29 protein-coding genes are annotated in these 26,403 nt (G+C 41.8%); 8 read left to right on the top strand and 21 right to left on the bottom strand.

Annotated elements, in window-relative coordinates; all coding sequences use genetic code 11:
* Window positions 1-6: 6 nt before the first annotated feature.
* On the bottom strand, window positions 7-957 hold the full coding sequence (locus tag ABG082_RS06195; protein ID WP_342494648.1) for a ring-cleaving dioxygenase: 951 nt from the start codon (window positions 955-957) through the stop codon (window positions 7-9).
* Window positions 958-1,286: 329 nt separating this feature from the next.
* On the opposite strand from ABG082_RS06195, the gene ABG082_RS06190 reads away from it, so the two are divergent.
* Window positions 1,287-2,612 carry an amino acid permease gene (locus tag ABG082_RS06190; protein ID WP_008346243.1) on the top strand — a complete coding sequence of 442 codons (1,326 nt, stop codon included), beginning with the start codon at window positions 1,287-1,289 and terminating at the stop codon, window positions 2,610-2,612.
* A gap of 13 nt (window positions 2,613-2,625) precedes the next feature.
* Here the strand turns inward: ABG082_RS06190 and ABG082_RS06185 are convergent, their stop codons facing one another.
* The 18 genes from ABG082_RS06185 to ggt all read right to left on the bottom strand — a co-directional run bounded on the left by ABG082_RS06185 (window position 2,626) and on the right by ggt (window position 19,959).
* On the bottom strand, window positions 2,626-2,955 hold the full coding sequence (locus tag ABG082_RS06185; protein ID WP_017359142.1) for a hypothetical protein: 330 nt from the start codon (window positions 2,953-2,955) through the stop codon (window positions 2,626-2,628).
* 63 nt (window positions 2,956-3,018) lie between these two features.
* A complete protein-coding gene (locus tag ABG082_RS06180) occupies window positions 3,019-3,975 on the bottom strand; it encodes a sugar-binding transcriptional regulator (protein WP_017359143.1) in 957 nt (318 codons plus the stop codon).
* A 93-nt stretch (window positions 3,976-4,068) separates the two neighbouring features.
* Entirely contained in the window at window positions 4,069-4,854 is a 786-nt protein-coding gene (locus tag ABG082_RS06175; RefSeq protein WP_008346247.1) for an SDR family oxidoreductase, read from the bottom strand.
* Window positions 4,832-5,527: an SDR family NAD(P)-dependent oxidoreductase gene (locus ABG082_RS06170; protein WP_052320225.1), complete on the bottom strand. Its 696-nt coding sequence runs from the start codon at window positions 5,525-5,527 to the stop codon at window positions 4,832-4,834. Before ABG082_RS06170 ends, ABG082_RS06175 begins: the two co-directional genes overlap by 23 nt.
* 31 nt (window positions 5,528-5,558) lie before the next feature.
* Window positions 5,559-6,941 carry a dihydrolipoyl dehydrogenase gene (lpdA, locus tag ABG082_RS06165; protein ID WP_008346251.1) on the bottom strand — a complete coding sequence of 461 codons (1,383 nt, stop codon included), beginning with the start codon at window positions 6,939-6,941 and terminating at the stop codon, window positions 5,559-5,561.
* A 12-nt stretch (window positions 6,942-6,953) separates the two neighbouring features.
* Window positions 6,954-8,276, bottom strand: coding sequence for a dihydrolipoamide acetyltransferase family protein (locus ABG082_RS06160; protein WP_348936686.1), 1,323 nt, complete (start codon window positions 8,274-8,276; stop codon window positions 6,954-6,956).
* 17 nt (window positions 8,277-8,293) lie between these two features.
* Window positions 8,294-9,274: an alpha-ketoacid dehydrogenase subunit beta gene (locus tag ABG082_RS06155; RefSeq protein WP_026050078.1), complete on the bottom strand. Its 981-nt coding sequence runs from the start codon at window positions 9,272-9,274 to the stop codon at window positions 8,294-8,296.
* A gap of 31 nt (window positions 9,275-9,305) precedes the next feature.
* Window positions 9,306-10,289: a pyruvate dehydrogenase (acetyl-transferring) E1 component subunit alpha gene (gene pdhA / locus ABG082_RS06150; protein ID WP_046343336.1), complete on the bottom strand. Its 984-nt coding sequence runs from the start codon at window positions 10,287-10,289 to the stop codon at window positions 9,306-9,308.
* 180 nt (window positions 10,290-10,469) lie between these two features.
* Window positions 10,470-11,501 (bottom strand): alcohol dehydrogenase catalytic domain-containing protein, encoded by a 1,032-nt coding sequence (locus ABG082_RS06145; protein WP_348936685.1) that lies wholly within the window; start codon window positions 11,499-11,501, stop codon window positions 10,470-10,472.
* Window positions 11,498-11,944 (bottom strand): hypothetical protein, encoded by a 447-nt coding sequence (locus ABG082_RS06140; protein WP_008346260.1) that lies wholly within the window; start codon window positions 11,942-11,944, stop codon window positions 11,498-11,500. The genes ABG082_RS06145 and ABG082_RS06140 overlap by 4 nt, the downstream gene beginning before the upstream one ends.
* Window positions 11,945-12,006: 62 nt before the next feature.
* On the bottom strand, window positions 12,007-12,285 hold the full coding sequence (locus ABG082_RS06135) for a PTS sugar transporter subunit IIB (protein WP_008346262.1): 279 nt from the start codon (window positions 12,283-12,285) through the stop codon (window positions 12,007-12,009).
* A gap of 19 nt (window positions 12,286-12,304) precedes the next feature.
* Window positions 12,305-13,678, bottom strand: a complete 1,374-nt coding sequence (locus ABG082_RS06130; protein WP_007498866.1) for a PTS transporter subunit IIC — start codon at window positions 13,676-13,678, stop codon at window positions 12,305-12,307.
* Window positions 13,679-13,728: 50 nt separating this feature from the next.
* On the bottom strand, window positions 13,729-14,196 hold the full coding sequence (locus ABG082_RS06125; RefSeq protein ID WP_017359150.1) for a PTS sugar transporter subunit IIA: 468 nt from the start codon (window positions 14,194-14,196) through the stop codon (window positions 13,729-13,731).
* 240 nt (window positions 14,197-14,436) lie between these two features.
* A complete protein-coding gene (gene cysA / locus ABG082_RS06120) occupies window positions 14,437-15,168 on the bottom strand; it encodes a sulfate ABC transporter ATP-binding protein (RefSeq protein WP_017359151.1) in 732 nt (243 codons plus the stop codon).
* Between the two features lie 15 nt (window positions 15,169-15,183).
* Window positions 15,184-16,053 (bottom strand): sulfate ABC transporter permease subunit CysW, encoded by an 870-nt coding sequence (gene cysW, locus ABG082_RS06115; RefSeq protein WP_052320227.1) that lies wholly within the window; start codon window positions 16,051-16,053, stop codon window positions 15,184-15,186.
* Window positions 16,054-16,058: 5 nt separating this feature from the next.
* On the bottom strand, window positions 16,059-16,904 hold the full coding sequence (cysT, locus tag ABG082_RS06110) for a sulfate ABC transporter permease subunit CysT (protein WP_019743464.1): 846 nt from the start codon (window positions 16,902-16,904) through the stop codon (window positions 16,059-16,061).
* Between the two features lie 11 nt (window positions 16,905-16,915).
* Window positions 16,916-17,947: a sulfate ABC transporter substrate-binding protein gene (locus tag ABG082_RS06105; protein ID WP_138825611.1), complete on the bottom strand. Its 1,032-nt coding sequence runs from the start codon at window positions 17,945-17,947 to the stop codon at window positions 16,916-16,918.
* Window positions 17,948-18,204: 257 nt separating this feature from the next.
* Window positions 18,205-19,959 (bottom strand): gamma-glutamyltransferase, encoded by a 1,755-nt coding sequence (gene ggt / locus ABG082_RS06100; protein WP_250026560.1) that lies wholly within the window; start codon window positions 19,957-19,959, stop codon window positions 18,205-18,207.
* A gap of 227 nt (window positions 19,960-20,186) precedes the next feature.
* On the opposite strand from ggt, the gene ABG082_RS06095 reads away from it, so the two are divergent.
* From ABG082_RS06095 to ABG082_RS06070, 6 genes are all read left to right on the top strand, one after another.
* On the top strand, window positions 20,187-20,645 hold the full coding sequence (locus tag ABG082_RS06095) for an ASCH domain-containing protein (RefSeq protein WP_348936684.1): 459 nt from the start codon (window positions 20,187-20,189) through the stop codon (window positions 20,643-20,645).
* Between the two features lie 206 nt (window positions 20,646-20,851).
* The gene (locus ABG082_RS06090) at window positions 20,852-21,469 is read left to right on the top strand and encodes a DUF47 domain-containing protein (RefSeq protein WP_008346281.1); all 618 of its coding nucleotides are present in this window, start codon (window positions 20,852-20,854) and stop codon (window positions 21,467-21,469) included.
* Between the two features lie 15 nt (window positions 21,470-21,484).
* Window positions 21,485-22,483 carry an inorganic phosphate transporter gene (locus tag ABG082_RS06085; protein WP_008346283.1) on the top strand — a complete coding sequence of 333 codons (999 nt, stop codon included), beginning with the start codon at window positions 21,485-21,487 and terminating at the stop codon, window positions 22,481-22,483.
* A 148-nt stretch (window positions 22,484-22,631) separates the two neighbouring features.
* Window positions 22,632-23,402, top strand: a complete 771-nt coding sequence (locus tag ABG082_RS06080) for a type II toxin-antitoxin system SpoIISA family toxin (protein ID WP_017359599.1) — start codon at window positions 22,632-22,634, stop codon at window positions 23,400-23,402.
* Window positions 23,371-23,547, top strand: coding sequence for a type II toxin-antitoxin system SpoIISB family antitoxin (locus tag ABG082_RS06075; protein WP_008346289.1), 177 nt, complete (start codon window positions 23,371-23,373; stop codon window positions 23,545-23,547). Before ABG082_RS06080 ends, ABG082_RS06075 begins: the two co-directional genes overlap by 32 nt.
* Window positions 23,548-23,646: 99 nt before the next feature.
* Window positions 23,647-23,778, top strand: coding sequence for a hypothetical protein (locus ABG082_RS06070; RefSeq protein ID WP_008346290.1), 132 nt, complete (start codon window positions 23,647-23,649; stop codon window positions 23,776-23,778).
* Here the strand turns inward: ABG082_RS06070 and ABG082_RS06065 are convergent.
* A complete protein-coding gene (locus ABG082_RS06065; protein WP_348936683.1) occupies window positions 23,767-24,666 on the bottom strand; it encodes an N-acetylmuramoyl-L-alanine amidase in 900 nt (299 codons plus the stop codon). The two genes, ABG082_RS06070 and ABG082_RS06065, sit on opposite strands and share 12 nt — an antisense overlap.
* Window positions 24,667-24,977: 311 nt before the next feature.
* Here ABG082_RS06065 and ABG082_RS06060 point away from each other — a divergent pair, with 311 nt between their 5' ends.
* On the top strand, window positions 24,978-25,562 hold the full coding sequence (locus tag ABG082_RS06060; RefSeq protein ID WP_008346294.1) for an ImmA/IrrE family metallo-endopeptidase: 585 nt from the start codon (window positions 24,978-24,980) through the stop codon (window positions 25,560-25,562).
* Here the strand turns inward: ABG082_RS06060 and ABG082_RS06055 are convergent.
* The gene (locus tag ABG082_RS06055) at window positions 25,553-26,176 is read right to left on the bottom strand and encodes a poly-gamma-glutamate hydrolase family protein (RefSeq protein WP_348936682.1); all 624 of its coding nucleotides are present in this window, start codon (window positions 26,174-26,176) and stop codon (window positions 25,553-25,555) included. The two genes, ABG082_RS06060 and ABG082_RS06055, sit on opposite strands and share 10 nt — an antisense overlap.
* Window positions 26,177-26,403 lie beyond the last annotated feature (227 nt).

The raw sequence follows: 26,403 nt of genomic DNA, 5'->3' as shown, positions 1-26,403 counted from the left end.
TCATGTTCACTTGATTGGGACCAATCTTTGTTCAATTTCTGCTCGTTTGTGCTCTAAAAATGGTGGAAGTGCTAATTGATCACCAAGCTCATCCACGCTTTCATCCACTGTAAATCCCGGACCGTCTGTTGAGATTTCAAACAAAATGCCGTTTGGCTCTCTAAAATATAGGGCTTTGAAATAAAAACGTTCTACAACACCAGAGTTGGTGAAACCGGCTTTGGCTATTTTATCATGCCATTTTTCAAGCTCTTCTGCGTCCGCTACACGAAAAGCTACGTGATGAACACTACCTCTGCCAGATCGCTCAACAGGTCCTTCTGCTTTTTCAATGACATGAATCTCTGTTCCAGCTCCGCCTTGTCCTGATTCAAAAATCGTCACGATTTCCCCATCATTTGATTGTTCACGTGCTTTTTCTGTGAAACCAAGGATGCTCGTTAACACACTGATCGTTTTATCTGATTCTGCGACTGTTAATTCTACTGGCCCCAAACCTCTGATCGCAAAATCAGCAGGAATCTCATCATGCACTGGCGGCTTCGCTCCATCTTGCACGCTTGGTTCTACAGTCAAAAACAGCTGCTGTCCTTCTGGATCTGTAAATTTCAAGGTAGGTCTGCCGCCTCTTAAAGAAGCTGTTTCTTTCTTTACACCTTTTTCTTCAAAGCGCTTTTCCCAAAAGGCGAGTGCCTCTTCTGAAGTGACAATCAGACCTGTGCGTGAGATCGCATTTGTTCCGTCCAGCCGGCGGGCGAGCATCGGTATTTCAAAAAACGTCAGCTCTGTACCAGGTGAGGCGACCTCATCTCCATAAAATAGATGATACATCGATGGATCATCTTGATTGACTGTTTTTTTCACCAGTTTTAAGCCAAGGATTTGGCGGTAGAAATCAACGTTTTTCTGAGCATTTGCTGTTAGTGCTGATACGTGGTGAATCCCATTTATTTTCATTGTGTTCACTCCTATTATAAAATATCTCGAATTCAAGATAATATCCTTATGAATAAAATAGGTCATTTTAGAAGAAAAGTCAACCATTCGGCTGCATCTTTATTGGATGTTCGGCTTTCGCCTATTAAATTAACATTAAATCAAAAATATTCTTGTATTGTTCGCTTTTAAGATAACATTCATCCTAATATATCCAATAAACGAACACTTTTAAATACAAATACGAAAATCAGAAAATTTTTTTAATTCTTGTTTTCCTAAAATCGTATTACAATGAACAAAATACATGTCACAGTAACGTATGAAAGTGATGCAGGAGGTCGTGTGTAATGAACAAAGAACAACCAGCGTTAAAACAAGACATCGGCTTATTTTTTGCCCTATCTCTTGTCATCGGAACAATTATTGGATCTGGCGTTTTTATGAAGCCTGGCAACGTCCTTTCTTATTCAGGAAGCTCAGGCATCGCCTTATTCGCATGGCTGTTAGGCGGGATCTTAACCCTTGCAGGCGGACTCACAGTCGCTGAAATTGGTACACAAATCCCACGTACTGGCGGTTTATATGCCTATCTTGAAGAAGTATACGGTGAATTTTGGGGCTACTTATGTGGCTGGGTGCAAATTATTATTTACGGGCCAGCGATTATTGGTGCTCTTGGTCTTTATTTTGGTTCATTATTAGCTAATTTATTTTCTCTTTCTTCTTTATGGGCTACAACCATTGGCATTATCACCGTTCTTTTTTTATGTGTAATCAACATCATGGGAACAAAATACGGTGGTTTTGTCCAAGGACTGACCACGATCGGAAAGCTTGTTCCAATTGCAGCAATTATTGTGTTTGGCTTATGGAAAGGAAATGAACATATTTTCACAGCCGTCAATGAGAGTATCGCACAAATGAACTTCGGTGCAGCAATTTTGGCGACATTATTTGCCTATGATGGCTGGATTTTGCTTGCAGCGCTTGGCGGTGAAATGAAAAATCCAGAGAAACTGCTTCCTCGCGCGATGGCAGGCGGTATTTTAATTGTCACAGCATGTTATCTCTTTATTAACATCGCCCTTTTGCATGTGTTACCAGCTGATCAAATCGTTCAACTAGGTGAAAATGCCACAAGCACAGCTGCTACAATGCTCTTTGGTCCAATTGGCGGTAAAATTATTAGTATCGGAATCATCATTAGTATCTTTGGCTGTTTGAATGGAAAGGTTCTTTCGTTCCCGCGTGTCATTTTTGCGATGGCAGAACGAAAACAAATTCCATTTGCCAAAGCCATTTCACGCATTCATCCTACTTTTCAAACACCTTGGATCGCTGTATTTGTACAGATTTTGATTGCCATTGTGTTTATGATCGTCAGTAATCCCGAGAAGCTGTCAGAGGTTTCGATTTTCATGATTTACATCTTTTATGTGATGGCCTTTTTCGCTGTCTTTAAGCTAAGAAAACAAAACAAGGGAATGAAGCGCGCTTATAGCGTACCACTTTATCCGCTCACACCGATCATTGCGATTATCGGCTCTTTCTTTGTCTTAATCAGCACCATGATCACCGATTGGCAAAGCTGCCTGATCTCCATGCTGATCGGCATTGCCGGACTGCCGATTTATTACTATATGAAAAAAACACAAAATAAAGCAGAGCGCTAAGACAGCCTCTGCTTTATTTTTTATATTGCTTAATGACCTTATAAGATTCGTTTAAATATCTCATCAGCCGGTATGGCTTACTTAAAACCCGGATGGGGAGTCTTGAAATAAATCCATTCAGATTCGCCTTATACTCCTGCGTCATCCGCTTCGGCTTTGTGGCAATTTTTTCATATACTTCTTTGTAAAATTCCTTTATGATGTCGACTTGCACACTGATTTTCTGATGACACTCTGTACACTCAACGCTTTTCATCTGATCATTCACATAAACGATGCTGTGGAGGGTCTCTTCTTGGCACCGAGTACAGTGTAGGTTTGCTTCCATTTCGGTTTTCTTCAAGATACACAGCTCCTTTCTCGTTTGATGTTGCTCTTTTTATACAATACGATAGCTGTCAGCTGTTTATTGGACAGATGCTTCCTTTAAAATAGCTGCCGCAGTTAATTCGTCGGTGACGAGCACCTGAATAAAGCCGCCGTTTAAGGCCCCTAAAATACTTTCAGCTTTATGGGTTCCTTCCACAACTGCGATGACTTTTTTCACGTTCTTTAATTGTTCTAACGATAATCCAATCACCTTTTGGTTCAGCTCATCTTGGACTGGTTTCCCTTCACCATCAAAGAAACGAAAACCAATATCACCAACAGCCCCTGATTGTCTCAACCCAGACAAATCCTCTTCTTTTAAATAACCGACTGTTTTCAATGTAGAGCCTTTATGCGGATTTCCAATACCGATCAGGGCAATATCAACATTTCTGCCTTCTTCAAGCACAGCTTCTATGTCCTGCATCGCCATCAGCCGCTCTTTTAATTCTTCTGTTTCTAAAATCGCAGGTGCATATAAATAGGAACACGTACCATTCATCTTCTTTGCCAGCTCATATGCCAGCTGATTCGCGTGAATGTCGACTGCCTGCCTGCCCATTCCGCCCTCTAAAGGAATGACTTTGACATCGTTTCTTCGCTCAAATGGATATTCCTTCACGAGCTCGGCAAGTGTGGTTCCCCATGAAATACCGATTTTCTCAGCGCCTTTCATGTTTTTAGAAAGATAATAGGCGCCCGCTTGACCGACTGCCCGTTTGACCATCTCAGACATTGTCCCGACACTTGGAACAACGACAGCATCCGTTAATTGAAAGGTCGTTTCCAGCTGCTTTTCAAGTTCCACTGTATGAATACTTTCGTCTTTAATGTACACTTCAACGATTCCCACATCTTTTGCTTTTTGTAAGAGCTTTGAAATGACTGGTCTTGAGACATTGAGTTTTTTTGCAATCTCCTGCTGCGTCCACCCGTCTGTATAATAAAGATGAGCAACCTTGACGAGCTGTCGTCTTTCTTCCCAATTCAGCATGTGACATCATCCTTTTAATATACTATGATTACCAGTATACCAAACATTCGTTTCTAATTGGAACAATTGTTATGAAAATGACAAAAAGAGCGATCAACTCTCCGCTCTTTTTCCCTCGCTATATTTAGGCTGATACGTTCTCCCGCCATCTAATAAGAGTATCTGTCCGTGCAAATAGCTTCCCTCGTCACTTGCGAGAAATAAAGTGACTCCAGCAATATCTTCTGGTTTTCCTAATCTCCCGATAGGAATAAGTGATCGAAGCTGACTTTTCTCAAGCTCAGTCGGATAGAGCGTATCAAGCATCTGAGATTCAATGACGCGTGGTGCAATGACATTGATGCGGACATGATGGGAACCCAATTCCTTTACAAGCGAACGCATGAGACCAAATGCCCCGGCTTTTGACGCGTAATACTGGATGCCGCCGCCAGAGCCTGTTATCGCAGATCCTGATCCAATAATGACGACGCTGCCTTCTTTCCGCTCACATAGATAGGGTGCTAATGCTTTGATGCAGTAGAAAAGACCATATAGATTCACAGCCAGTGTTTTTTTCCAAAGTGAAAAATCAACTTCTAAAAAAGGAAGGGATTTCGTCATTCCTGCTGAATAGACAAGATGCCCAATGCCACCCAGCTCCCTTTCAGCTGCTGACGTCATCTGCTGAACACTTTCCCACGATGAAACATCAGCTTGGAACGTCAGCAGCTGAGGATGCTGTTGTTTTAAAAGCGAAAGTCCCTGTTCATCTATATCTGACACAGCTACACGATGCCCTTCTTTTAAAAAACGCTGAGCAATTTCTTTGCCGATCCCTTGGGCACCACCTACGATGAGAACTGGTTTTTGTTGATTAGCCAGCGCTCTCACCCCCATCAAGCATAATCGCTGCTCCATCTGTAAATGCACCGTACGATGTACTTAAGAAAACCGTCATATGAGCCACCGTCTCCTTGATTTGCTCTTTGTCAGGAAGCAAATGGAGAGGCGGCGGAAGTAGAGCCAATACCCGAATGCCTTTGTCTTTAAATTCGCGCGCTAATCCTTTTGTCATGGCATTCAACATACTATTTGATGTAGCATGTGAGATCCCGCCATCACCTGTTATGCTCCCTGATGAGGAAATATTAATAATGCAGCCCTGCTTCTGATCCACCATATGCCACACAGCGGCTTGACTGGAAAGAAAGACTGTATTTACGGATCTTTCCACTTCATCGACCCATATCTCAGGACTTACGTCATCAATCCCCCCATCTGCTTTTTGCTCGGCTTGGTTGACTAAAATATCAAGCTTGCCGCATGTATCGATGACTTGTCTTAGCATAAGCGTAGCATCACGCGGTGTCTCAAGCGGATTGATGACAACAGTCGATTGGCCGCCTAATTTTTCAATGTCTTTGCTAATCGACTTTGCTTTTGATTCATCACGAAAAGCGTGTATGAAAACATGTGCACCTGCCCGGGCCAAAGCCAGGCAGATGGCTTCTCCAAATCCATCTGTGCTATCTGTCACAAGTGCCACTTTCTGATGAAGCTGGACGTGCACACGGATCTCCTCCCTATCCCTTGTTTGGCATTTATTTTCTCAGCTTACTCACAATATCAAGAGCTGCTTCATAAAAGCCTTCTGAGATGGTAGGATGCGGGTGAATCATTTTGGCCATCTCTTCAGCTGTTCCTTCTAAATACATAAATGAGGAAGCCTCTGATATCATCTCCGTTACATGCGGACCAACCATTGTAGCGCCAATGACTTCACCATAAACGGTATCGTACACGAGTTTAATAAAACCTGTTTGAACACCTGCTGCCAACGCTTTTCCGCTTGCAGCTAAATCAAATCGCTCTGCCCGCACGTTCAGCCCTTTCGCTTTCGCCTCTTTCTCAGTCAGCCCAACACTCGCTACCTCTGGCAATGTATAAATACATCTAGGAACGATGTCGTGATTCATTCTTTCAGGCTCGCCGCATATATTGCTAACTGCAACGGCTGCCTCTGCCATCGCCGCATGAGCGAGCTGATAGCCGCCGGCTACATCGCCAATTGCATATACACCTTCAGCACTTGTCTTCATCTCGTCGTTTACTTTAATAAAAGGGCCATCCAGCTGAAGATCCAGCTGACTGACAGCAGATACATTTGGTCTTCTTCCGACACAAACTAACAGTCTTTCAGCCGTAAAGATGTGCGTCTCTCCTTTATCGTCTGTCGCATGAATCGCTTTGACTCCTTCGCTTTCTGTTACCTCTGTCACCGTCGTTTTCTTTGCGATATGGATGCCTTTTTTCTTCAATTCTTTTTCTAGTAATTTCGACGCTTCTTCATCTTCCTGCGGAATAATCGACGGAGCGGCTTCTATAATGGTGACTTTTGATTGGAGACTCTGGAAGATACAGGCCAGCTCAAGACCAATCACACCCCCGCCAATAATGACGACAGATGCAGGAATATCTGGGATGTCAAAGATCGTATCACTTGTGTCAAATTGAATCTCTTTGAGCCCTGGAATAGGCGGAATAGCAGGTGATGAGCCAGTGGCAATGATCAGCTCTTTTGTTTCAATCGTTTCTGACCCATCTTGTTTTTCAATGTCAATGCGATTTTTTGTCACAGCTGTCCCTCTGCCGTTATATACATCAATCTTTCCTTGCTTTAATAAAAAGGCGATTCCGCCCCTGAGTTTTTCGATGACATCATCTTTACGTTTTCTCATTTTATCGAAAGAAAGAACCATCTCACCTGTTTCGATTCCCCAGCTTTTTGCTTTCTCAATTGATTCAATGACTTCTGCATGTTTGAGCAGTGTCTTTGAAGGGATACAGCCTCGATTTAAACAAGTACCCCCTAGAAAATCCTCTTCAATCAATGCAACCTTGTGTCCACGTTCAGCGGCTTGAAGGGCGGCAGTGTATCCGCCAGGCCCTCCGCCAATGACTGTCAGATCATACGTTTTTGTCATCCGATTCATCTCCTACATTAGCAATTCAAATGGTTGTTCAAGCACTTTTTTAAGGTCTGTTAAAAAGGCCGCTGCTGGTGCACCATCTACCACTCGATGATCAAATGATAAGCTGACACCCATCATTGGCCGCACCTGAATTTCTCCATCGATCACTACAGGTTTTTCTTGAATGCGTCCAACACCTAAAATCGCCACTTCCGGCTGATTAATAATTGGGGTAAACGTATCAATGGCATACATCCCTAAGTTACTAATGGTAAATGTAGACCCTTTCAACTGGTCTGGCAGCAGCTTTTGCTCGCGTGCATTTCGACCAATTTCTTTTGCTTCTTTTGTGAGCTGTTTCAGCCCTTTTTGATTTGCATGAGAAATGACCGGAACCATTAAGCCGTCTTTCACAGCAACCGCGAGGCCAATGTGAACATCCTCATGGAAATGGAGCTCATTTTGTTCAAACGTCATATTGATTTGCGGGTGGCGTGTGAGGACACTGCTGACCGCATGGATGATGATTTCTGTAAATGACAATCTGTAGCCTGTCTCTTTTTCAATCGTTGGGAGCAGCTGTTTGCGCACTTCTTTTGCTTTTGTCATATCAATTTCACTTGTTAATGTGACGTGCGGCGCTGTAAAGGCACTTTGTGACATGCGATCTGCAATCACTTTTCTCATCCCAGCTAGTTTTTGTGTTCTCACTGGAGCAGCGTCTGCTTTTTGTGCGCCTGCTGCTGTCACATCACTCTTCATGATTTTTCCGTGGGCGCCAGAACCAGCAACATTCGCTAAGTCGATTCCTTCACGAGCAGCCATTTTTCCTGCAAGTGGTGATACGCGCTGGCCTTCCTCGTTCGTATGAAGGGCCGCTTCGACATCCCGTTTTTGAATTCTGCCTTTTGGTCCTGTACCAGATACTTCGTGAATGGCTACTTGGTGATCTTTTGCCGTTTTTCTCGCTGCAGGTGTTGCGCGTACTTTCTCACCCACCGCTGTTTCAACTTCAGTTGAAACAGATGGTTCAGATGGTGATGATGTTCCGCTGTCTTCAGAAGATGCTTCATCTGACTGCGCTGGCGGCTCGCTCGGTACCTGCTCATTTGCCTCTCCGATATATCCAATGACAGCATTGACTGGAATCTGATCATCTGCTTCGTAATATTTCTTTAGAAAAACGCCATCATCATAGGCTTCAACCTCGATATTGATTTTGTCTGTCATAATCTCAAATAGAGGCTCACCGATTTCAACCGAATCTCCTTCTTCTTTAAACCATTGAAGCAAGGTACCGATCTCCATCGTACTGCTTAGCTTCGGCATAAATATCTCTTTTGGCATGATCTTCTCCCCTTTACTTAAGAGCGCACGAGCTCTTTTGCTGCTTCAATAATATCTGGCACTTGTGGAATGACTGCTTTTTCCAGCGTTGGGTTGTACGGTATTGGGACGGCAAGACCGCCAAGTCGTTTAATAGGTGCATCTAAATAGTCGAAGGCTTCACTCTCCGCTATCATACTGGCAATCTCTCCGCCGTAGCCGCCGCGTTTCACTGCCTCATGCACAACGATACATTTGCCTGTTTTTTTCACAGATTCAATAATGGTTTCTTCATCTAATGGGACGAGCGTTCTCGGATCAATGATCTCGACATCGATTCCTTCCGCTTCTAGTTCCTTCGCTGCTTCGAGCGCTTTGTGCACCATAATGGCTGTTGCAACAATTGTGACGTCCTTTCCGCTTCTCTTCACATCCGCTTTCCCTAAAGGAATCGAGTACTGCTCTTCTGGTACTTCACCAATTGTTTTATATAAAAGCTTGTGTTCATAGAAAATGACAGGGTTGTCATCATCCATTGCTGCTTTTAAAAGTCCTTTTGCATCATAAGCTGTTGAAGGCTGAACCACCTTTAGTCCAGGAATATGAGCCATCCACGCTTCTAAGCTTTGGGAGTGCTGCGCTGCGGCACCTGTCCCGGAACCTGCTGGTGTTCTGACAACAAGCGGCACCTTCCCTTTTCCGCCAAACATGTAACGTGTTTTTGCTGCTTGGTTCACAAGCTGATCCATTGCAATTGTAATAAAGTCAGAGAATTGAAGTTCTAAAATCGGACGCATACCTGTCAAAGCCGCTCCGACTGCGCCTCCTGCGATGGCAGCCTCTGAAATCGGCGTATTGCGGACGCGTTCTGGACCGAATTCCTCGATCATCCCGCGCGTGACACCAAATGCGCCACCGTATACGCCAATATCTTCACCTAAAATGAAGACATCTTGATTTTTTCTCATTTCCTGACTCATTGCTTCTCGAACGGCTTCTAAATATGAAATCTCTCTCACTGTCGTGTTTGTCACGTGATTCCCCTCCTAATTAGGCGTATACATCCTCTAATAGTGTGTCAATTGATGGTTCTTTACTATTTTTCGCAAATTCAACAGATGCCTCGATCTCTTGCTTCGCTTCTTCTTGTAAATGAGCAGCCTGCTCTTCTGTCAGAACATCTAGCTCCATTAAGAGTGACTTAAAGCGTTTAATTCCGTCTTTTTGTCTCCATTCTGTCTCTTCTTCACGTGTACGATATTTTTTCGCATCACTCTTTGAGTGACCCTTCCAGCGATACGTTTTCATTTCAATGAGTGATGGCCCTTCTCCAGCTCTTGCACGGCTTACCGCTTCATCCACTGTATTCATGATCTCAACCATGTCATTTCCATCAACCGTTTTCCCTGGCATTCCGTAGCTTTCTGCTCTTGTTGAGATGTCTTCAATGTTGATCATTTCTTTCACAGGACCAGACATGCCGTATTGGTTGTTTTCACAAATAAACACAACAGGTAAATCCCAAATGGAAGCAAGGTTCAGCGCTTCATGGAAGCTGCCTTCATTTGTAGCGCCATCTCCGAAGAAACAAAGGACCACAAAGCCTTCCTTTTTCATCTTGGACGTGAGCGCCGCACCTGTTGCAAGCGGAATACCGCCACCAACAATTCCATTTGCCCCAAGGTTTCCTTTTTCTAAGTCGGCAATATGCATGGAACCGCCTTTTCCTTTGCAGTAACCTGTTTCACGTCCGAACAGTTCAGCCATCATTTTATTGACCTCTGCACCTTTTGCAATACAGTGACCATGTCCGCGGTGTGTACTGACAATCTTATCTTCATCCTTTAACACAGCAATAGATCCAACAGCCGATGCTTCCTGTCCAACACATAAATGGGTCGTTCCATGGATTAATCCTTTAGCAAAGAATTGATCGACCTTTTCATCAAAATATCTAACTAACCACATTTGTTTATATAAATCTGCTAATTTCTCATGACTAATCTGTTCAGGCAAAGTGATTTGTTTTTGCATTTCTTCTCTCTCCTTTACATTTGTTCTTATGTGTTACATTTGTAATTATCATACGTTTAACTCTCTTTGAAGTCAAGCATTTCCGTTTATTTTTTAAGCGTTTTCATCCTTTTTCAGAAAAAAAGAGAAAGGCAAAGCCCTTTTCCAAAGACCTTCTCTTTCTCTCCATCTCGTACATTCTCATTCATCTGGATACATCATGATTTTGACGCTTTCACCTTCTGGATGCCTAGCGCATTCTATCGCCTGACGAAGCTGACTTAATGGATATCGATGCGTCACCATTTTTTCTGTATGAACGACCTTTGCTTTTAAGAGCTCTAGCGCTTCACGATAATGATATGGATGCGAGGAATAAGCTCCGACTACTTTCACTTCATCATGGAAAAAACGTTCTGCTGGAATGGAGACATCCCCTTTCGAAAAGTGGGCAAAGACTAAAATCGTTCCGCCCCTTGCAACCACTTGAAATGCTTCTTTTAAAAGCGCACTGCTCCCCACAGAAATAATGACGAGGTCCGCTCCCTTTCCATCTGTTTCTTTCATGACCCGGTTTTCTACTGGCTCAGATGCTGGATGAAAAGCGACGTCCGCACCAAGATTTCTTGCTTGAAGGAGCCTGTTCTCATTTACGTCTGTGATCATCACTTTTCCAGCCAAATAATATTTGGCAAGCTGTAATTGAATGCAGCCAATTTGCCCCGCTCCAAGAATCAAGACCGAATCTCCAGGATGAACGGGCGCCCTTTCAAAGCCGTGAAGACAGCAGGCAACCGGTTCGACCATCGCTCCTTGTTCATATGAGACGCCATGTGGGAGCTTGCCCATTGTATGCTTCACATGTAAAGCAGGAACACGAATATATTCCGAAAAACCGCCCGGCTCTACATTTGTGGCTGAAAATTGCGGGCACATTGTATAAAATCCTCTTTGACAAAAGTCACAAGTAAAACAAGGGACATGATGCGCTACATACACCCTGTCTCCTGTTTGAACATGTGTGACGTGACAGCCTGTTTCGATAATGTCACCAGCGATTTCATGCCCTAGCACTGTGCCAGGAGGTACCGTCTCATGTGTCGCTTTATAAATATCCGTCCCGCATAAGCCGCAGGCACGCATTTTTAATAATACTTCATCATCACCAATGACTGGCCGCTTCCGCTCCTCGTAACGAATGTCCTCTGAAGAATAAAAGACAGCTGATTTCATTTAGCCGCATCCTCCTTTTCATCACATGTCGCAAGACTCTGCAAGGATTGAACAAGCTGTTTGTACTCACTCATCTCACTTGAAATCCAGTAGCGTCCGCCAAATATTCGCGCAGGTCCAACTCTGACATATACTTTCCCGATATGAGGATATGGCTTTAAAAACAATTTTCCTTTAATATCGGACACGGCATATGTGTGCCACCTGCCAAAAGCACCTATTTTCAGCTCATCTTCACTAATCATGATATTCGTTGGCTGATTCAGGCCAGTGATGCTAGAAAGCATAAGGATAGGCAGCGTATACACACCTAACACAGCTAATGGCTCAGGTCCTGCCGACATCAACGTATAAAGAGACCAGAGAAAAAACACACATATTAACAAGGCCGGAAGGAAAATAGAAAACATGGCAGACGTTCGGCTATAAGCATGCTGCTGCATGAGAGCTCCTCCTTTCAAATGACATGGAAGGAGCTTTCACAGCTCCTCCACGCAACCATCGTTCATTTAATATGATCGATAATTTTTTCAATATCCTCTTCAATGCCAAATCCCGTTAAAAAAGATAACGTTTGAATCACAGGCGTTCCTTTTGTATCACTAACAGGCGTTGTCGTCACAATTAAATCAGCACCCTCCGCTTTCTGCGGAACCTCAGATGCCTTACACTGTTCAACGATGACATCGTATCCTTTTTCCTTTAATGTCTCTTCTACCTTTTTTGCCACAACCGTTGACGTAGCAACTGCCGTTCCGCAAGATACTAATATTTTTTTTGCCATGAGAATCCCTCCAGCTCATTTATTGATCTTTCTGATCTAAGCCCATTTCTTTTGCATACTGCTTTTTAATATCATTTCGCACCCAGTACCAAAGAAGCGCATATGCCAGTGCACAGACAATCGCTGCAATGAAGTAAGGATTGCTCGGATCAAGAAGTCTCACCATGATCCAAGGAATGACGTGAGAACCGAGATCAATACCAGAAATCATATTTGCCCCTTCTGGGAAATCGAAACCAACTGCTTTCCCCATTGTTGTGGCGAGTGGTGCAAGGTTCGTTGCAATGAAGAAGACAATCATTAAAGTAAAAATACTGTTAATGAGGCCGCGAATAATATTTCCACGAGCGGCTGCTACTGCCCATACCACTGTAAATGGCAGAACCGATAAGTCTGCAAACGGCAGCATACCATTGTAAGGAAGGACAACAGCGAGCAAAATGGTGATTGGCACCATCAAAAGGGCTACAGCCATATTCGCTGGATGACCAATGACAATCGCTGTATCCAAACCAATATAGACATTTTTTCCAGGGAAACGCTTTTGAATATAAGAACGAGCACCCTCAGAGATTGGAATAAGTCCTTCCATTAATAAAGCAACCATTCTTGGCATTAACACAAGCACTGCAGCCATTTGAATTCCAAGGGTCATGACACCTTTTGCATCATAGCCGCCAAGAAGACCAATAATGATACCAAGTATAAGACCCATCACAAGCGGTTCACCAAAGATGCCAAAACGTTTTTTCAAAGTTTCTGGATCCGCATGAATTTTGTTTAAACCAGGGATTTTATCAATCACGCGGTTTGACGCATACATCAGCGGAGCGAAGTTGACCGTTTCAGCATGAGCCATCGATACGCCTTTTAATCCGAAATGGTGTTCAATCGTCGGTGCCGTCCAATCGGCGAGTTTTAGTGTAATCGCAGAAACGATTAAACCAACGGCAAGGGCTAAGAACATATTATGATAAGCGTAGTAAGTAACAGAAGCAGCGAAAATCAAATGCCAGAAATTCCAAATATCCACATTCAATGTTTTCGTAAAGTTAACAGACAGCAAAATAACATTTAACAAGAGCACAAGAGGAATCATTAAAGGGGCAACAGGTGTACCAAATGAAATGGCGGCTCCAATCGGCCAGCCGACATCTAAAATATCAAGCTTTAATCCAAGAGAATTGACCATGGCTTTGGCTGCTGGTCCAAGACCGCTTACGAGTAAATTAATGACAAGGTTGACCCCGACAAATCCAATTCCGATCGTAATACCTGCACGGAAGGATTTTTTAAATCCTTGCCTTAAAATCATACCGAATAACGTCATAATAATTGGGAGCATAATTGTTGGCCCTAAGTCTAAGATAAAATCGACGGCTTGCTTGATCATACATCCACCTCCTGATTTTAGATAAAGCGCTTACATTATGTCGTGAATAGCTATTGGTTTAATTCTTTTTGAAGTACATCAACGGCTTCTTCATACGATGTCATCTGAGATAAACTTGTCATTACTTCTTCTTTTCTGAAAAGCGTCATCAGTTTCTCTAACATCACGAGCTGCTTACTAGGTTCAGAGATTGCCAGAACGAACACAATTTTGGCTTGAACTGTCTCATGAGGGCTTCCCATCTTATGAAAAATAACAGGTTCCTTTAATGTCGCTACACTGATCGCCGGTTTGTTTACATGTTCAGGATCTGTATGGGGAATGGCCACCCCAAAGGTCGCAAGAGGAAGACCGGTCGGATATGTTTTTTCTCTTTCAAGCACTGCTGGTAAAAAGCTCGATTTGATATATCCTCCAGTTTCTAACCTTTCTGCTAAATAGGCAGTCACCTCCTCACTTGAAGATGCTTCGTATTGCAGCTCAATCAGCTGTTGATCTAACTCAAACAAGCTGTTCAAACAACCACCCCTTTCATTTGGTATAAATATGAACACATGTAACAAAAAGAATGAACATTTTAAAATAGAACCTTTTGTGAAGCGCTTACAAATAGATGTTTTATAAAATGTTCAATACTGTTACCTTTGTAAAGATATTATAATATTCGAAATTATAAGTCAATGTTCCTAGGAAAATTTTTATAAAAAAAGATGCAGCTTTTTGCCGCATCTCTTTCATTACATCACATCAACTTCTTGTTAAATATGGCTTCCTATATCTAAAAATTCAGCTACAAAAAGGTTGTCTGTCTGCTCTGTCATTTCTTTTTTTGTGCCGATTTTTTCGATTCTGCCCTCATTCATCACTACAACACGATCAGCGATATCAAACGCTTCTTCTTGATCATGCGTCACAAAGATGGTCGTCATTTGAAATTCTTGATGAACTTTTTTCAGCCAATGTCTTAATTCTTTTCTCACCTTTGAATCTAGTGCACCAAAAGGTTCATCTAAGAGAAGAGCTTTCGGTTTAACGGCTAGAGCACGTGCGAGTGCTACACGTTGCTTTTGTCCACCTGACAGCTGCTCTGGATAACGGTGTTCATACTGCGTTAATTGAACAACTTTCAGCAGCTCATGCACCCGCTCTTTGATGTCTTTTTTAGGCAGCCTTTCTCCTCTAGGTTTCATCTTCAATCCATAAGCCACATTATCAAATACCGTCATATTTCGAAAAAGCGCATATTGCTGAAAGACAAAACCAATTTGCCGTTTTCGCACTGGAATGTGAGTATAATCTTGTTCTCCAAATAAGATCTGCCCTGTATTCGCATCATCAAGCCCTGCAATAATTCTTAATAAAGTCGTCTTACCTGATCCAGATGGTCCTAGTAAGGATATTAATTCCCCATTTCCGATCGTCAAATCCACGTTTTGCAAAACCTTCGTCTGCCCAAATTGCTTTGATATTTGTTTCGCTGTAATCCCCAAGGCTGATCCCTCCATTTATTTTGAACGCTTGCCAAGCCTGTGATCTCTCTGCTGAATGATCTGCTTGATGATTAATGTGATGACCGCTACAAACGCCATGAGAGAGGCCACGGCAAAAGCCGCTTGGAATTGATACTCGTTGTATAGAATTTCTATATGAAGCGGCATTGTATTTGTCATTCCGCGGATATGACCGGATACAACTGACACTGCACCAAATTCACCAATCGCCCTTGCCCCTGCTAAAATGGCGCCGTAAAAAAGGGCCCATTTTATATTTGGAAGTGTCACAAGGAAAAAGGTCTTCCACCCACTGGCACCAAGCGTAAGCGATGCTTCTTCCTCATGAATGCCTTCATTTTGCATAAACGGAATTAATTCTCTCGCAACAAAAGGAAATGTCACAAAGATGGTCGCAAGAATCATCCCCGGTACAGAGTAAATCACTTTCCATCCATTTGCTAATAGCCACGGTCCTAAAAGTCCATTTGAACCAAATAAAAGTACAAATACAAGTCCTGCAATGACAGGTGACACCGCAAACGGAAGATCAATGACAGTTGTTAACAAACGTTTTCCCGGGAAATGAAATTTTGTGATGAGCCAAGCAGCACTGATCCCAAAAATCATTTGAAGCGGCAATGTGATCATCACAATGAAAACAGTCAATTTAATTGCCGCAAGCGTGTCTGGATGTGAGATGGCAAGAAGATAAGAACTCCATCCTTTCTCAAAAGCCTTTGAAAACACAGCAATCAACGGCATGAGTAAAAACAAAATCAAAAAAGCATACACCACACTAATCAACATACGCTTCACCGCTTTTGATTCCGTCACAGGACTCCTGTACTTGATGCGGTGCTCTTTAAGAAGCTCCCTTTCCAATCGTCTCACCTCACTTCCACTTGTTTTTTCCGCTCGACAAACCACTGCAATCCGTGAATCAATAACAAAATGACAAATGATAAGAGCAGCATGAAACAGGCAATGGCTGCGGCACCTTGATAATCATACTGCTCAAGCTTAGACATGATCATCAGTGGTGTAATCTCTGTTTTAAACGGAATATTTCCCGCTATAAACACAACGGAGCCATATTCACCGAGTGCTCTTGCAAATGCCAGAGAAAATCCAGTCATTACCGCTGGAAACAAGGCAGGCAGCAGTACATGAAAAAAGGTCTGTTTTCTTGTAGCACCAAGTATGGCTGCGGCCTCTTCCACTTCCTGCTCAAGCCCCTCAATGACCGGTTGAACCGTTCTTATGACAAATGGAATGCCAATAAAAATCAGTGCCAAAATAATCCCGAGCGGGGTGTATGCCACCTTCACATGCAAAAATTGCCCAATCCACCCATTCGGAGAATAAAGAGTCGTCAAAGCGATGCCAGCCACTGCCGTTGGAAGAGCAAACGGCAAATCGATGAGGGCATCCAGGATGTTCTTTCCTGGAAACGAGTACCGCGTGAGAACCCATGCGATCAGTACACCGAAACCTGCATTGATGAGTGCAGCTGCAAAAGAAGTCGTAACCGTAAGCTGCAGCGACTTTAGCACCCGCGCATCACTAAAGACATTCCAAATTCCTTCTGCTCCTAATGAAGCCGTCCAAATAAATACCATAGATAAAGGAATCACGACAATCGCACTGACATAAACAAGTGTCACTCCGAGACTCAGCCCGAATCCAGGCAATACACGTTTTCTTTTATTGGCGGCAGCATAGCCTTTCTTCATCACGTCGCCCCCTATTTTTGTCCGCTATATATTTGATCAAATAATCCGCCATCATCAAAAAATCTTTTCTGCGCCTTTCGCCATCCGCCAAATGCCTGATCAATGGTCACCATATCAATCTCTTTAAATTGATCTTTATATTTGTTTAGCACTTCTTGATTTCTTGGTCGATAATAGTTTTTCGCCGCAATTTCCTGTCCTTTTTTAGAATACAAATAATCTAAATAAGCCTTTGCCACTTTCTCTGTTCCTTTTCGTTTCACATTTTGGTCGACAACGGCAACGGGCGGCTCTGCTAGAATACTAATGGAAGGACTGACAATCTCAAATTTGTCTTTGCCTAATTCATGCAGTGTCAAATAGGCTTCATTTTCCCAAGCAATTAACACGTCACCAAGACCGCGCTCGACAAAAGTTGTTGTGGCGCCACGAGCACCTGAATCGAGCACCTCGACATGCTCATATAACTTTTTCACAAAATCCTTCGTTTTTTCTTCATCCCCATGAAAGGTTTTATCGGCATATGCCCATGCGGCTAAATAATTCCATCTTGCACCGCCTGACGTTTTTGGATTTGGTGTGATGATAGATACACCTGGCTGAATCAGGTCATCCCAGTCTTTAATCTTTTTTGGGTTCCCTTTCTTCACAAGAAACACAATCGTAGACGTATAAGGTGTGGACTGATTCGGAAATTCTTTTTGCCAATCCTTTGAAAGTAGCCCTCGATCTGCAATGGCATCAATGTCGTATCCAAGAGCAAGTGTAGCCACGTCTGCTTCGAGTCCATCAATAATCGATCTCCCCTGCTTACCTGACCCTCCATGAGACTGCTGTATTGTCACATCTTCACCGGTTTTTTCTTTCCAATAAGTCTGAAAGGCTTGATTGTATTCCTGATACAATTCACGGGTAGGATCGTATGACACATTCAACAGCTCAACCTTTCCCTTTTGATTTGAGGCTTCATTCGCATTTGAGCATGCAGCACTTGTGATGATGAAAAGTGTGATCGCAATAGAAATCCATATCCATTTTTTCACGTTATTCGCTCCCTTTCACATTGAATAGTGACACCAACCTTGCCGTTTTCAGTTCTATACGCAAAAAAGGCCCTCAGCGATTGAAGTACAAAAAAGTCCTGTACGTCAATGCCAAGAGCCTTCGGTTGTCCGATCAGCTATGTATGATTGATGTTAGTCTATATATTATTCAAACCATTCACAGGTGTCAACTGTGTTTTTATTTTAATGAAAAAAGAAACGCCTTCTTGATGAGGCGCTTCTTTTCCCGAGTAATGCTATTGATCTGCAGCTACCTTTAGATTGACACCAACAGCAGTTCCATTTCTCGTTGAATCAGCTACTCCAGTAAATGTCCCTGCTTTTCGATCAATCAGTAAAGCTTGCACATTCCCTATATCAATAGGTGAACTGCCAAACTGGTGACCCATATCATTTAACTTTGTTCTTACATCTAGAGGGACACCTACTTCATAACGATACGAAGTTAAGCTGTTTGTGTAGATTCTTGGCTCTTCTACCGCATCCTGAAGCTCCATGTCATATTCAAGTAAATTGAGAATCGTCTGTGAAACAGAAGCAATGATCGTCGTTCCACCAGGAGATCCAACAGTCATGACAGGCTCTCCATCTTTAAAAATGATCGTCGGGGTCATACTTGATAATGGACGTTTATTTGGCTGGACTTCATTTGCACCGCCAGGTCGTGCATCAAAATCAGTTAGTTCATTATTTAAGAAAAATCCATACTCTGGAACAAGAATCCCTGTACCAAATAATTGTTCAATGGTAGTGGTGAATGACACAACATTTCCCCACTGATCTGCAACAGTAAAATGGGTCGTCTCACCAATGGTTTTATCTTCCGGCTGAGGAACAATTGGGGATGGATTTTTTTCATCCTCATATGCCCAAGGATCTCCTTCTTTCGGGCTGCGATTCATTTGATCTAATTGAATGAGAGAGGCTCTTTCTGAAATGTAATCATCGTCTAATAGTCCTTTTAGTGGAACATCTACGAATTCGGGGTCGCCGGCATATGCGGCTCGGTCAGCATAGGAGAGGTGCATCGTTTCAGCAAGCAGCTGATATTTTTCGAATGATTTGGGGTCATACTGAGACAGGTTAAAATGGTCAAGTATTTTGAGTATTTGTAGCATAAACACCCCGCCCGAGCTTGGTGGAGGCATGCTTGCAAGCTGATATCCTTTATAGTCTCCCCAGATTGGCTTGTCAGTCTTGACTTCATAACGTTTGATATCTTTTGAAGTCATCGTCCCGCCAAAATCTTGAACTGTATTTGCAAGTGCCTTTGCTACTTTTCCTTCATAAAACGCTTTGCTTCCTTTTTTCGCAATAAGTTTAAATGTTTTTGCAAGACCTGGCTGGACAAGCAGATCTCCTTCTTCGAGCGGCTGATCATTTGGAAGAAAAATTGGCGCTGCGGCCGTTTTTTTCAATTTTGATTGATGATCATCAATCGCTTTTGCCAAGACAGAATCAATTTCAAAACCATCTTCTGCAAGTTGAATGGAGGGCTCAATCAATTCCTTCATAGAACGAGTACCCCACTTATCTAATGCAGCTTCAAGACCTTTTACAGTCCCTGGAACACCTACCGCATTTCCATGTGTAGATCGCTCAGCAAACGGAATCACTTTTCCATCATCTGTTAAAAACATGTCAGGTGTTGCGCCCTGTGGTGCTCGCTCTCTGCTATTGATGATGGATGTTTCCTTTGTCTTCCCATCATAAACCATCATAAATCCGCCGCCGCCAATTCCAGACATCATTGGCTCTGTTACATTCAGTGCGTACTGAATGGCAACAGCAGCATCCACTGCGTTCCCACCTTTTTTCAATACGTCAGCACCAATCTCCGATGCAAGCGGATGTGCAGTAGCCACCATCCCATCTTTGCCAACAGCTACTTTATTCCCATGAGTTTCGTTTGCAGTGACTTGGCTGACCGGCAGAAAAAACGAGAAAACAAACAGACATATGGACAAAACAGTTAGAGAAATGCGTTTCATGAACAACACCCCTTCCATATTCTTACTTTGACCTTACCGACTTCTTGACCAGAATACAATAGATTATTCTAAAATTTCAAAATTTTTAATTCTATCATCCTATATCTGCCAAACAAAACACATGTTTTCAAAACATATGACATGCACATCTTGTAGTAATAAAGACATACGTTTTTCAAGTAGGAAACTTCACGATATAATAAACTCATAACAAAGGGGGAAAAAGGATGAACCACAAAAGCACTTTATTTTGGGAATCTTATTGGGAAGAAAAATCAGGAAAAACTCCTGATCACGCCTCTGTTTCTGCTTGGGCATTTGGCGCAAACCCAGATCACTTGCTTGACCTTGTACAACAAGGAAAAAAAACAGCCACTTGTTCTGGATACCTTTTTTACGAAAAAGAACAAGAGCCTCTTCCAAAACCCGGTCATTATGCGGTCATTTTGGACAGCCGGGAGGAACCAAAAGCCATCATAGAGATCACGCAAGTAGATATCATGCCAATGAATGAGGTTCCTGAATCATTGGCAAAAGCAGAAGGTGAAGGCGATCTTTCATATGACTATTGGTACAAAGAACATGAAGAATTTTTCACAGAAGCACTTAAACCGTACGGATTAACATTTAAGGAAGATATGCTTCTTGTTTGTGAGCGATTTAAGCTTGTTTATTCAGCTTCTTAACTTTTAAGCGGTGCCAAAAATGGTCCGCTTTTTTGCTTTCTTTTCCCCTTTCTGAAAAAGGTGAGTTGAGATCACATCTTTAGGTCAGAATAAGATCAAATAGAAAAAGTGAAGAAATTTTCGACTACACCTGTTTTTTTTCGACAAAAGAATATATAATTATTTGATGTGTGCATTGTCTCATTTATACAATGGAGGGTTTTTACATGTTAAAAAGGAAAAAAGACAAGTTTTCCGTCTTGTTAACGGAAATTGCTAAAAATTTAGATGAAACTGCTGAGTATTTTGTTAGCTATAAAGTAACAAATCAAACCACTCTGAAAGAATTTTCTGACACATTGAAGGAATATGAGACAAAAGGTGATAATCATGTTCATACCATGATTAAAGAGCTGAATAAAGCCTTTATTACACCGATTGAACGTGAAGACATTCTTCAATTGACGAATAGCCTCGACGATGTTTTAGACGGCATTGAGCATTTTTCAGCAACATTAGAAATTTATTCAATTACAAGCTCTGACGAACATATCGACAAATTCAGCCACTACATCAGAGAATGTGCGAAAGAAATTTTAATAACTATTGAATTACTGGCTGAAAATCGCTTAAAAGATATTCATCCGCACGCAATCAAAATTAAAGAGATTGAGCATAATTGTGACAATCTTCACCGCAAATCACTAAAGAACTTGTTTGGAAAAGAAACAGATCCAATTAAGGTCATTCAATACAAAGAAATTTACGAAACACTTGAAGAAATCGCAGATTCCTGTCAAAGTGTTGCCAACAATCTAGAAACAATCATTATGAAGAATGCGTAACGGGGTTAGTTAAACATGGATACATTACTCATCCTTACCATACTTATTGTCATTTGTGCACTTGCTTTTGATTTCATTAACGGATTCCACGATACAGCAAATGCCATTGCCACTTCAGTTTCAACAAAAGCGTTAAAGCCTAGACATGCTATTATTATGGCAGCGTTCATGAACTTCTTAGGAGCAATGACATTTACAGGTGTGGCAAAGTCCATTACAAAAGACATCGCAGATCCTTTTACACTTCAAAACGGATCTGTCGTCATTTTGGCTGCTTTAATTGCAGCCATTACTTGGAACTTGCTTACTTGGTATTACGGGATTCCGAGTAGTTCTTCACATGCACTGATCGGATCAATTGCAGGAGCTGTTATTGCCTCTGCTGGTTTTGGCGCTTTAAACTATTCGGGATTCATTAAAATCATTCAAGCACTTTTGCTTTCACCTATCCTGGCTTTTGTTTTGGGATATATCGTGTATACCATTATCAAAATTGTATTCCGAAACAACAATCTCGCAAAAACAAATAAACAATTCCGACGTGTTCAAATTTTAACGGCTGCATTGCAATCGTATACCCACGGAACAAACGATGCGCAAAAAGCGATGGGAATTATTACGATGGCTTTAATTGCAGGTAATTTGCATACAACAGACGACATTCCTTTCTGGGTACAATTCTCTTGTGCGCTTGCAATGGGACTAGGTACGTCTATCGGCGGCTGGAAGATTATTAAAACAGTCGGCGGTAAAATCATGAAGATTCGTCCAGTAAACGGAGTATCTGCAGACTTAACGGGTGCAGCTATTATCTTCGGTGCGACATTTATTCACTTACCGGTTAGTACCACTCACGTGATCTCATCTTCTATTCTAGGTGTAGGTTCTGCACATAGAGTAAAAGGAGTCAACTGGGGTACGGCAAAACGTATGCTTGTCACTTGGGTGATCACATTACCGATTTCGGGAACTCTAGGGGCACTTATATACTTTGTGTTAAATGCGATTCTCTAATATCAAAGACCTGTCTAACAGGTCTTTTTTTATTTGTGTTTGGATTCTCAAATGCTCTTTTTCTGCAAGCCATTTTTTCATGAAGCAGGGTTTCCAATCATATCCATAGAAATAAATAAGTATCCATCTGTCTATGGGAGAGAAGAACATGCTATTATTTTTTCAATTGACTGTTTGGTTATTGCTAGGTGCTCTTGCTGTATATGTATTTGCGGTATGGCGCTTTGAACAAAAAGTAAAAGAAAAGATGTTTGCAATTCGTAAAACGTGGTATTGGATTTATGTAGCAGGTGCTGTTGTGTACTGGACAAATGACCCTGCTTCAATCTTCACCGATTGGATGCACTACCTGATTATTGCTGTTTTTTTCGCATTAACTGATGCCTTTATTTTCCTCAGCTCCTATATTAAAAAACTCGGAAATCATGAACTTGAAACCGACACCCATCAACTCCTAGAACAAAATAACGACCTGCTTCATTCTTACCTCAATAAACTAAAAACGTACCAATACCTATTGAAAAACGAACCGATCCATGTATATTATGGAAGTATAGAAGCTTATATAGAGGGAATTGAACGACTGATCTATTCTTTTGCAGAAAAAATGAATATTCAAGCAGTTCTTTGTCCTTATGATACGCAGGAGCAAAAAGATGACCTGCTGCGGACACTTGATCAGAGAGCGCTCATTCAAGCAAAGCTTGACAGGCAGGAAGTATATTACGATGATTTCGGCAAATTGGTTCTCATCCCGTTTTCAGTAGCGGATGCACACTTTGTGATTAAGCTGACCTCTGAGGAAATTGTCACTGAATTCGACTATTTATTAATGACTTCACTTACAACGATTTATGATCTAATCTTGCCTGACGAAGAGGAAGGTGATGAAGATGGAACACGCACTTCAAGGGGATAATAACAATCGCAAGAAAAACCCTTTTAAGATTTTAAAGAAAAAGCGCCATATTAGTATGGCTGATTACAAAGTAAGTCCCCATACGGAGCGTATTTTCAAAAAGAATGAACAGCTCCTAGATGAGTATAAAAATAAAAAAGCTTGATTACACTAAAGGACGCGGAACTTCATCCGCGTCCTACTTCCATTTTCACATCTACTTGCATACAATAAAACCAACTGCTGCAACGATTGAGGTGCCAATATGAAAAAGAAACTTAAACAATTGAGATATGTTCAGTTTGCTGAATTTAAGCCATCCCCTTATGTCTGCCGATTACATGAAAAGAGTGAAGCCGTCATTCAAGCGGCCAAAAAGAAAGACTTACTGATTTAATAGTTGAAGCAGCTTCACTTTTGTTTTAGGACCGTATACCCCATCACTTGTTAGACCATTCATTAGTTGAAATCGCGCGACGGCATTGGCTGTTTTTTCCCCATAAACGCCATCAATGCCCTTGTCTACAGCTGTTTTGTCAGGATAAAAATACACAGCAGCAAGCGCTTTTTGGACGAGACGTACATGCTCCCCCTTTGTCAGAGGTGATGTCACCTTTAACACCCCATCCGGCAGTTCATAACTGAGCTTTTCTTCTGTACGATAAATCTTGAGAACTTGTCCAACTCGAATCATGTTCGGGTCACTAATCTGATTCCATGTCTGTAAATCACTCACTGTGACACCATGGGCTTTGGCAATACTCGTTAGCGTATCCCCGCTTTTCACCACATATGTGATCACCGTTTCCGGATCACCTGCAGTCTCAATTCCTCTTTTAAATTCATCCCATGTAGGTAGCAGCAGACGTGGACATGTTTTTCCTGACCAATGCTGATGCGTCACCACATTTGCTAATGGAATGCCATGTTCTTTTAAAAGCTTTTGAATAAGCCACTGGGCATGTTTGACAGCTTGTTGAAAGTTTCCATCCTCATTTTCACAAATTTCAATGCCAATCGATTTTCGGTTGCCATCTCCATGTCCATCCCCAGCATGCCATCCATTTTCATTTAAAGGGAGATGCTGAAAAATTTCCTTGTCATCCACTGTAAAGTGCCAGCTTACCTCTGTTGTTGAGCGTTTGACATATGCCGCGTGACTTTTTGCGTCAGCTCCCTTAGATGTATTGGCTGTGTTATGCACAGTTACATAAAGCGGCGTCATAGCATATCCTGGCCGATTTCCGTTTCCAACTGGAATAAAATCTTGATAAATTTGTACCATGTTTTGCACTCCTTTTTGTTCAATTGATGTTTGATCTTGCTCATCAATCGGTGGCAAACGTAAGACAAATTTGTTTGTTTTCGTCATAAGACTATGGTAAAATTTGAATTCAATCGCCGTTTTATCTTTATAAAAAATAAAAAAACAGAATAAAAAACAGGAAAAACTTCCAATTTCCTTTGATTTTATGTTAAAATTGTTAAAAATAAGCCGATATAAAAAGTAAGCGATAGCTTTATTAGCCATTTAGTCCTATATGGACTTTTCTTTTACGGCAAAAATAGAACATACGTTTGTATGGAGGTTTTGAAATGACTTATTTTTTAACCCATTTAGAAGAAGATATTAAACGGTTATACACTCAACTGCAAATAAGCGGTCCTGCCTATGTAGACATGCATAGGATCGCAGCTGAATTTCATGTATGGGTACACTACGAGGATACTGGCAGCATGATGATCAAACATCAAGGTCTTTACAGTATTATTTTAAACAGAGCCTTATCGTCAGAAGAACAGTGGCAAGATTTCGCCCACGAGCTTTGTCATGTGCTGAAGCATACAGGCAACCACTTTAACATGCACAAGCTCTTTCGAGAACTGCAAGAGTTTCAAGCAAAACAATTCATGTATCACTTTTGTGTTCCGACTTTTATGCTGCTGCAAATGACGCTCCCAAACCTTAGGCAACAAGCCATTTTGCATATTGCTCAGACATTTCATGTCACTCGGGCTTTTGCTGAAAAACGGCTTGCTCTATTTGAACAGCGAAGAGCCGGCATTCAATTTCAAAAAGAATTTACTTCTTATTTAATGAGAGCCGGCAAGGTCGCAGAAAATGAAGCTGCGTATCAAACAAAAGCGTCAGCACACGTGACGTCAGAAGTTTATTCATAAAGGCTTAACACTTGTTTCAGTACATTTGTGTATTGATAAAATTGTTCGGTTTGTGTATCACGCCTACGGCTCCGCCTAAAGTCTTGAAAGAAAGCTCTTCTCTGAGCTTGGCTAATTTCAATTTGAACACTTTTTCCTGTGAGGCACTGATTATTAATATTTTGAGGATGTGTTCCAGCAAATTGATCCGATTCAGATAAAAGTAAGGCATGGAAGCCATTTTGTGTGAGACGCTTCACTGTTTCAGCAGCTTTTTCTCTGTCGGTACCGCCAACTAAAGTTTGTAGGACGTCTGTTTCTCCATAGCCGTGGAGTGCAAACGTATAATGATGTGTATGCACTTGAGAAAGACAAATCGGCTCATCAAAACGTGTGCTCGTAATATGAAGAACATGATTGCCTTTCACTTTAAGGCCCTCGAATAAATACATAGAATAATCGGTTGCTACTTCATGGACCAGCTCGCTCACGCCAGATTCAATTCCTCCCGCATGAGGTGACAGGACGAGAAGCTGATTCCCTTTCCGCTGATGAAGAATCTGATAGTCGATCCCTTTTCTTTCATGAGCGGAAAGCTCTTCATAATTTTGATACGTATCTATGATTTGATTCATTCCATCTGCCCCATTTCTCTATATGAGCATAAGTCTACTGATCGCAAATTCTTTTGTAAAGTGTTTTCGAATGACCAGTGTGATCTGAATGCATCCTTAAATTTTCCTTATCTTTACGGGCTAACTATTGAATGTTGAGGAAAAATGACCGATAATTGAAATGAATAGAACTTTTGAACTATATGAATCTTTTTTTATTCTCTCTCATATATTAGAATATTGCGATC

This window comes from Bacillus sp. BS1807G30, assembly GCF_040047675.1.
GTDB lineage: Bacteria > Bacillota > Bacilli > Bacillales > Bacillaceae > Bacillus > Bacillus altitudinis.
The sequence above is the reverse complement of the archived record's forward strand: the minus strand, read 5'-3'. Positions and strand labels throughout refer to the sequence as shown.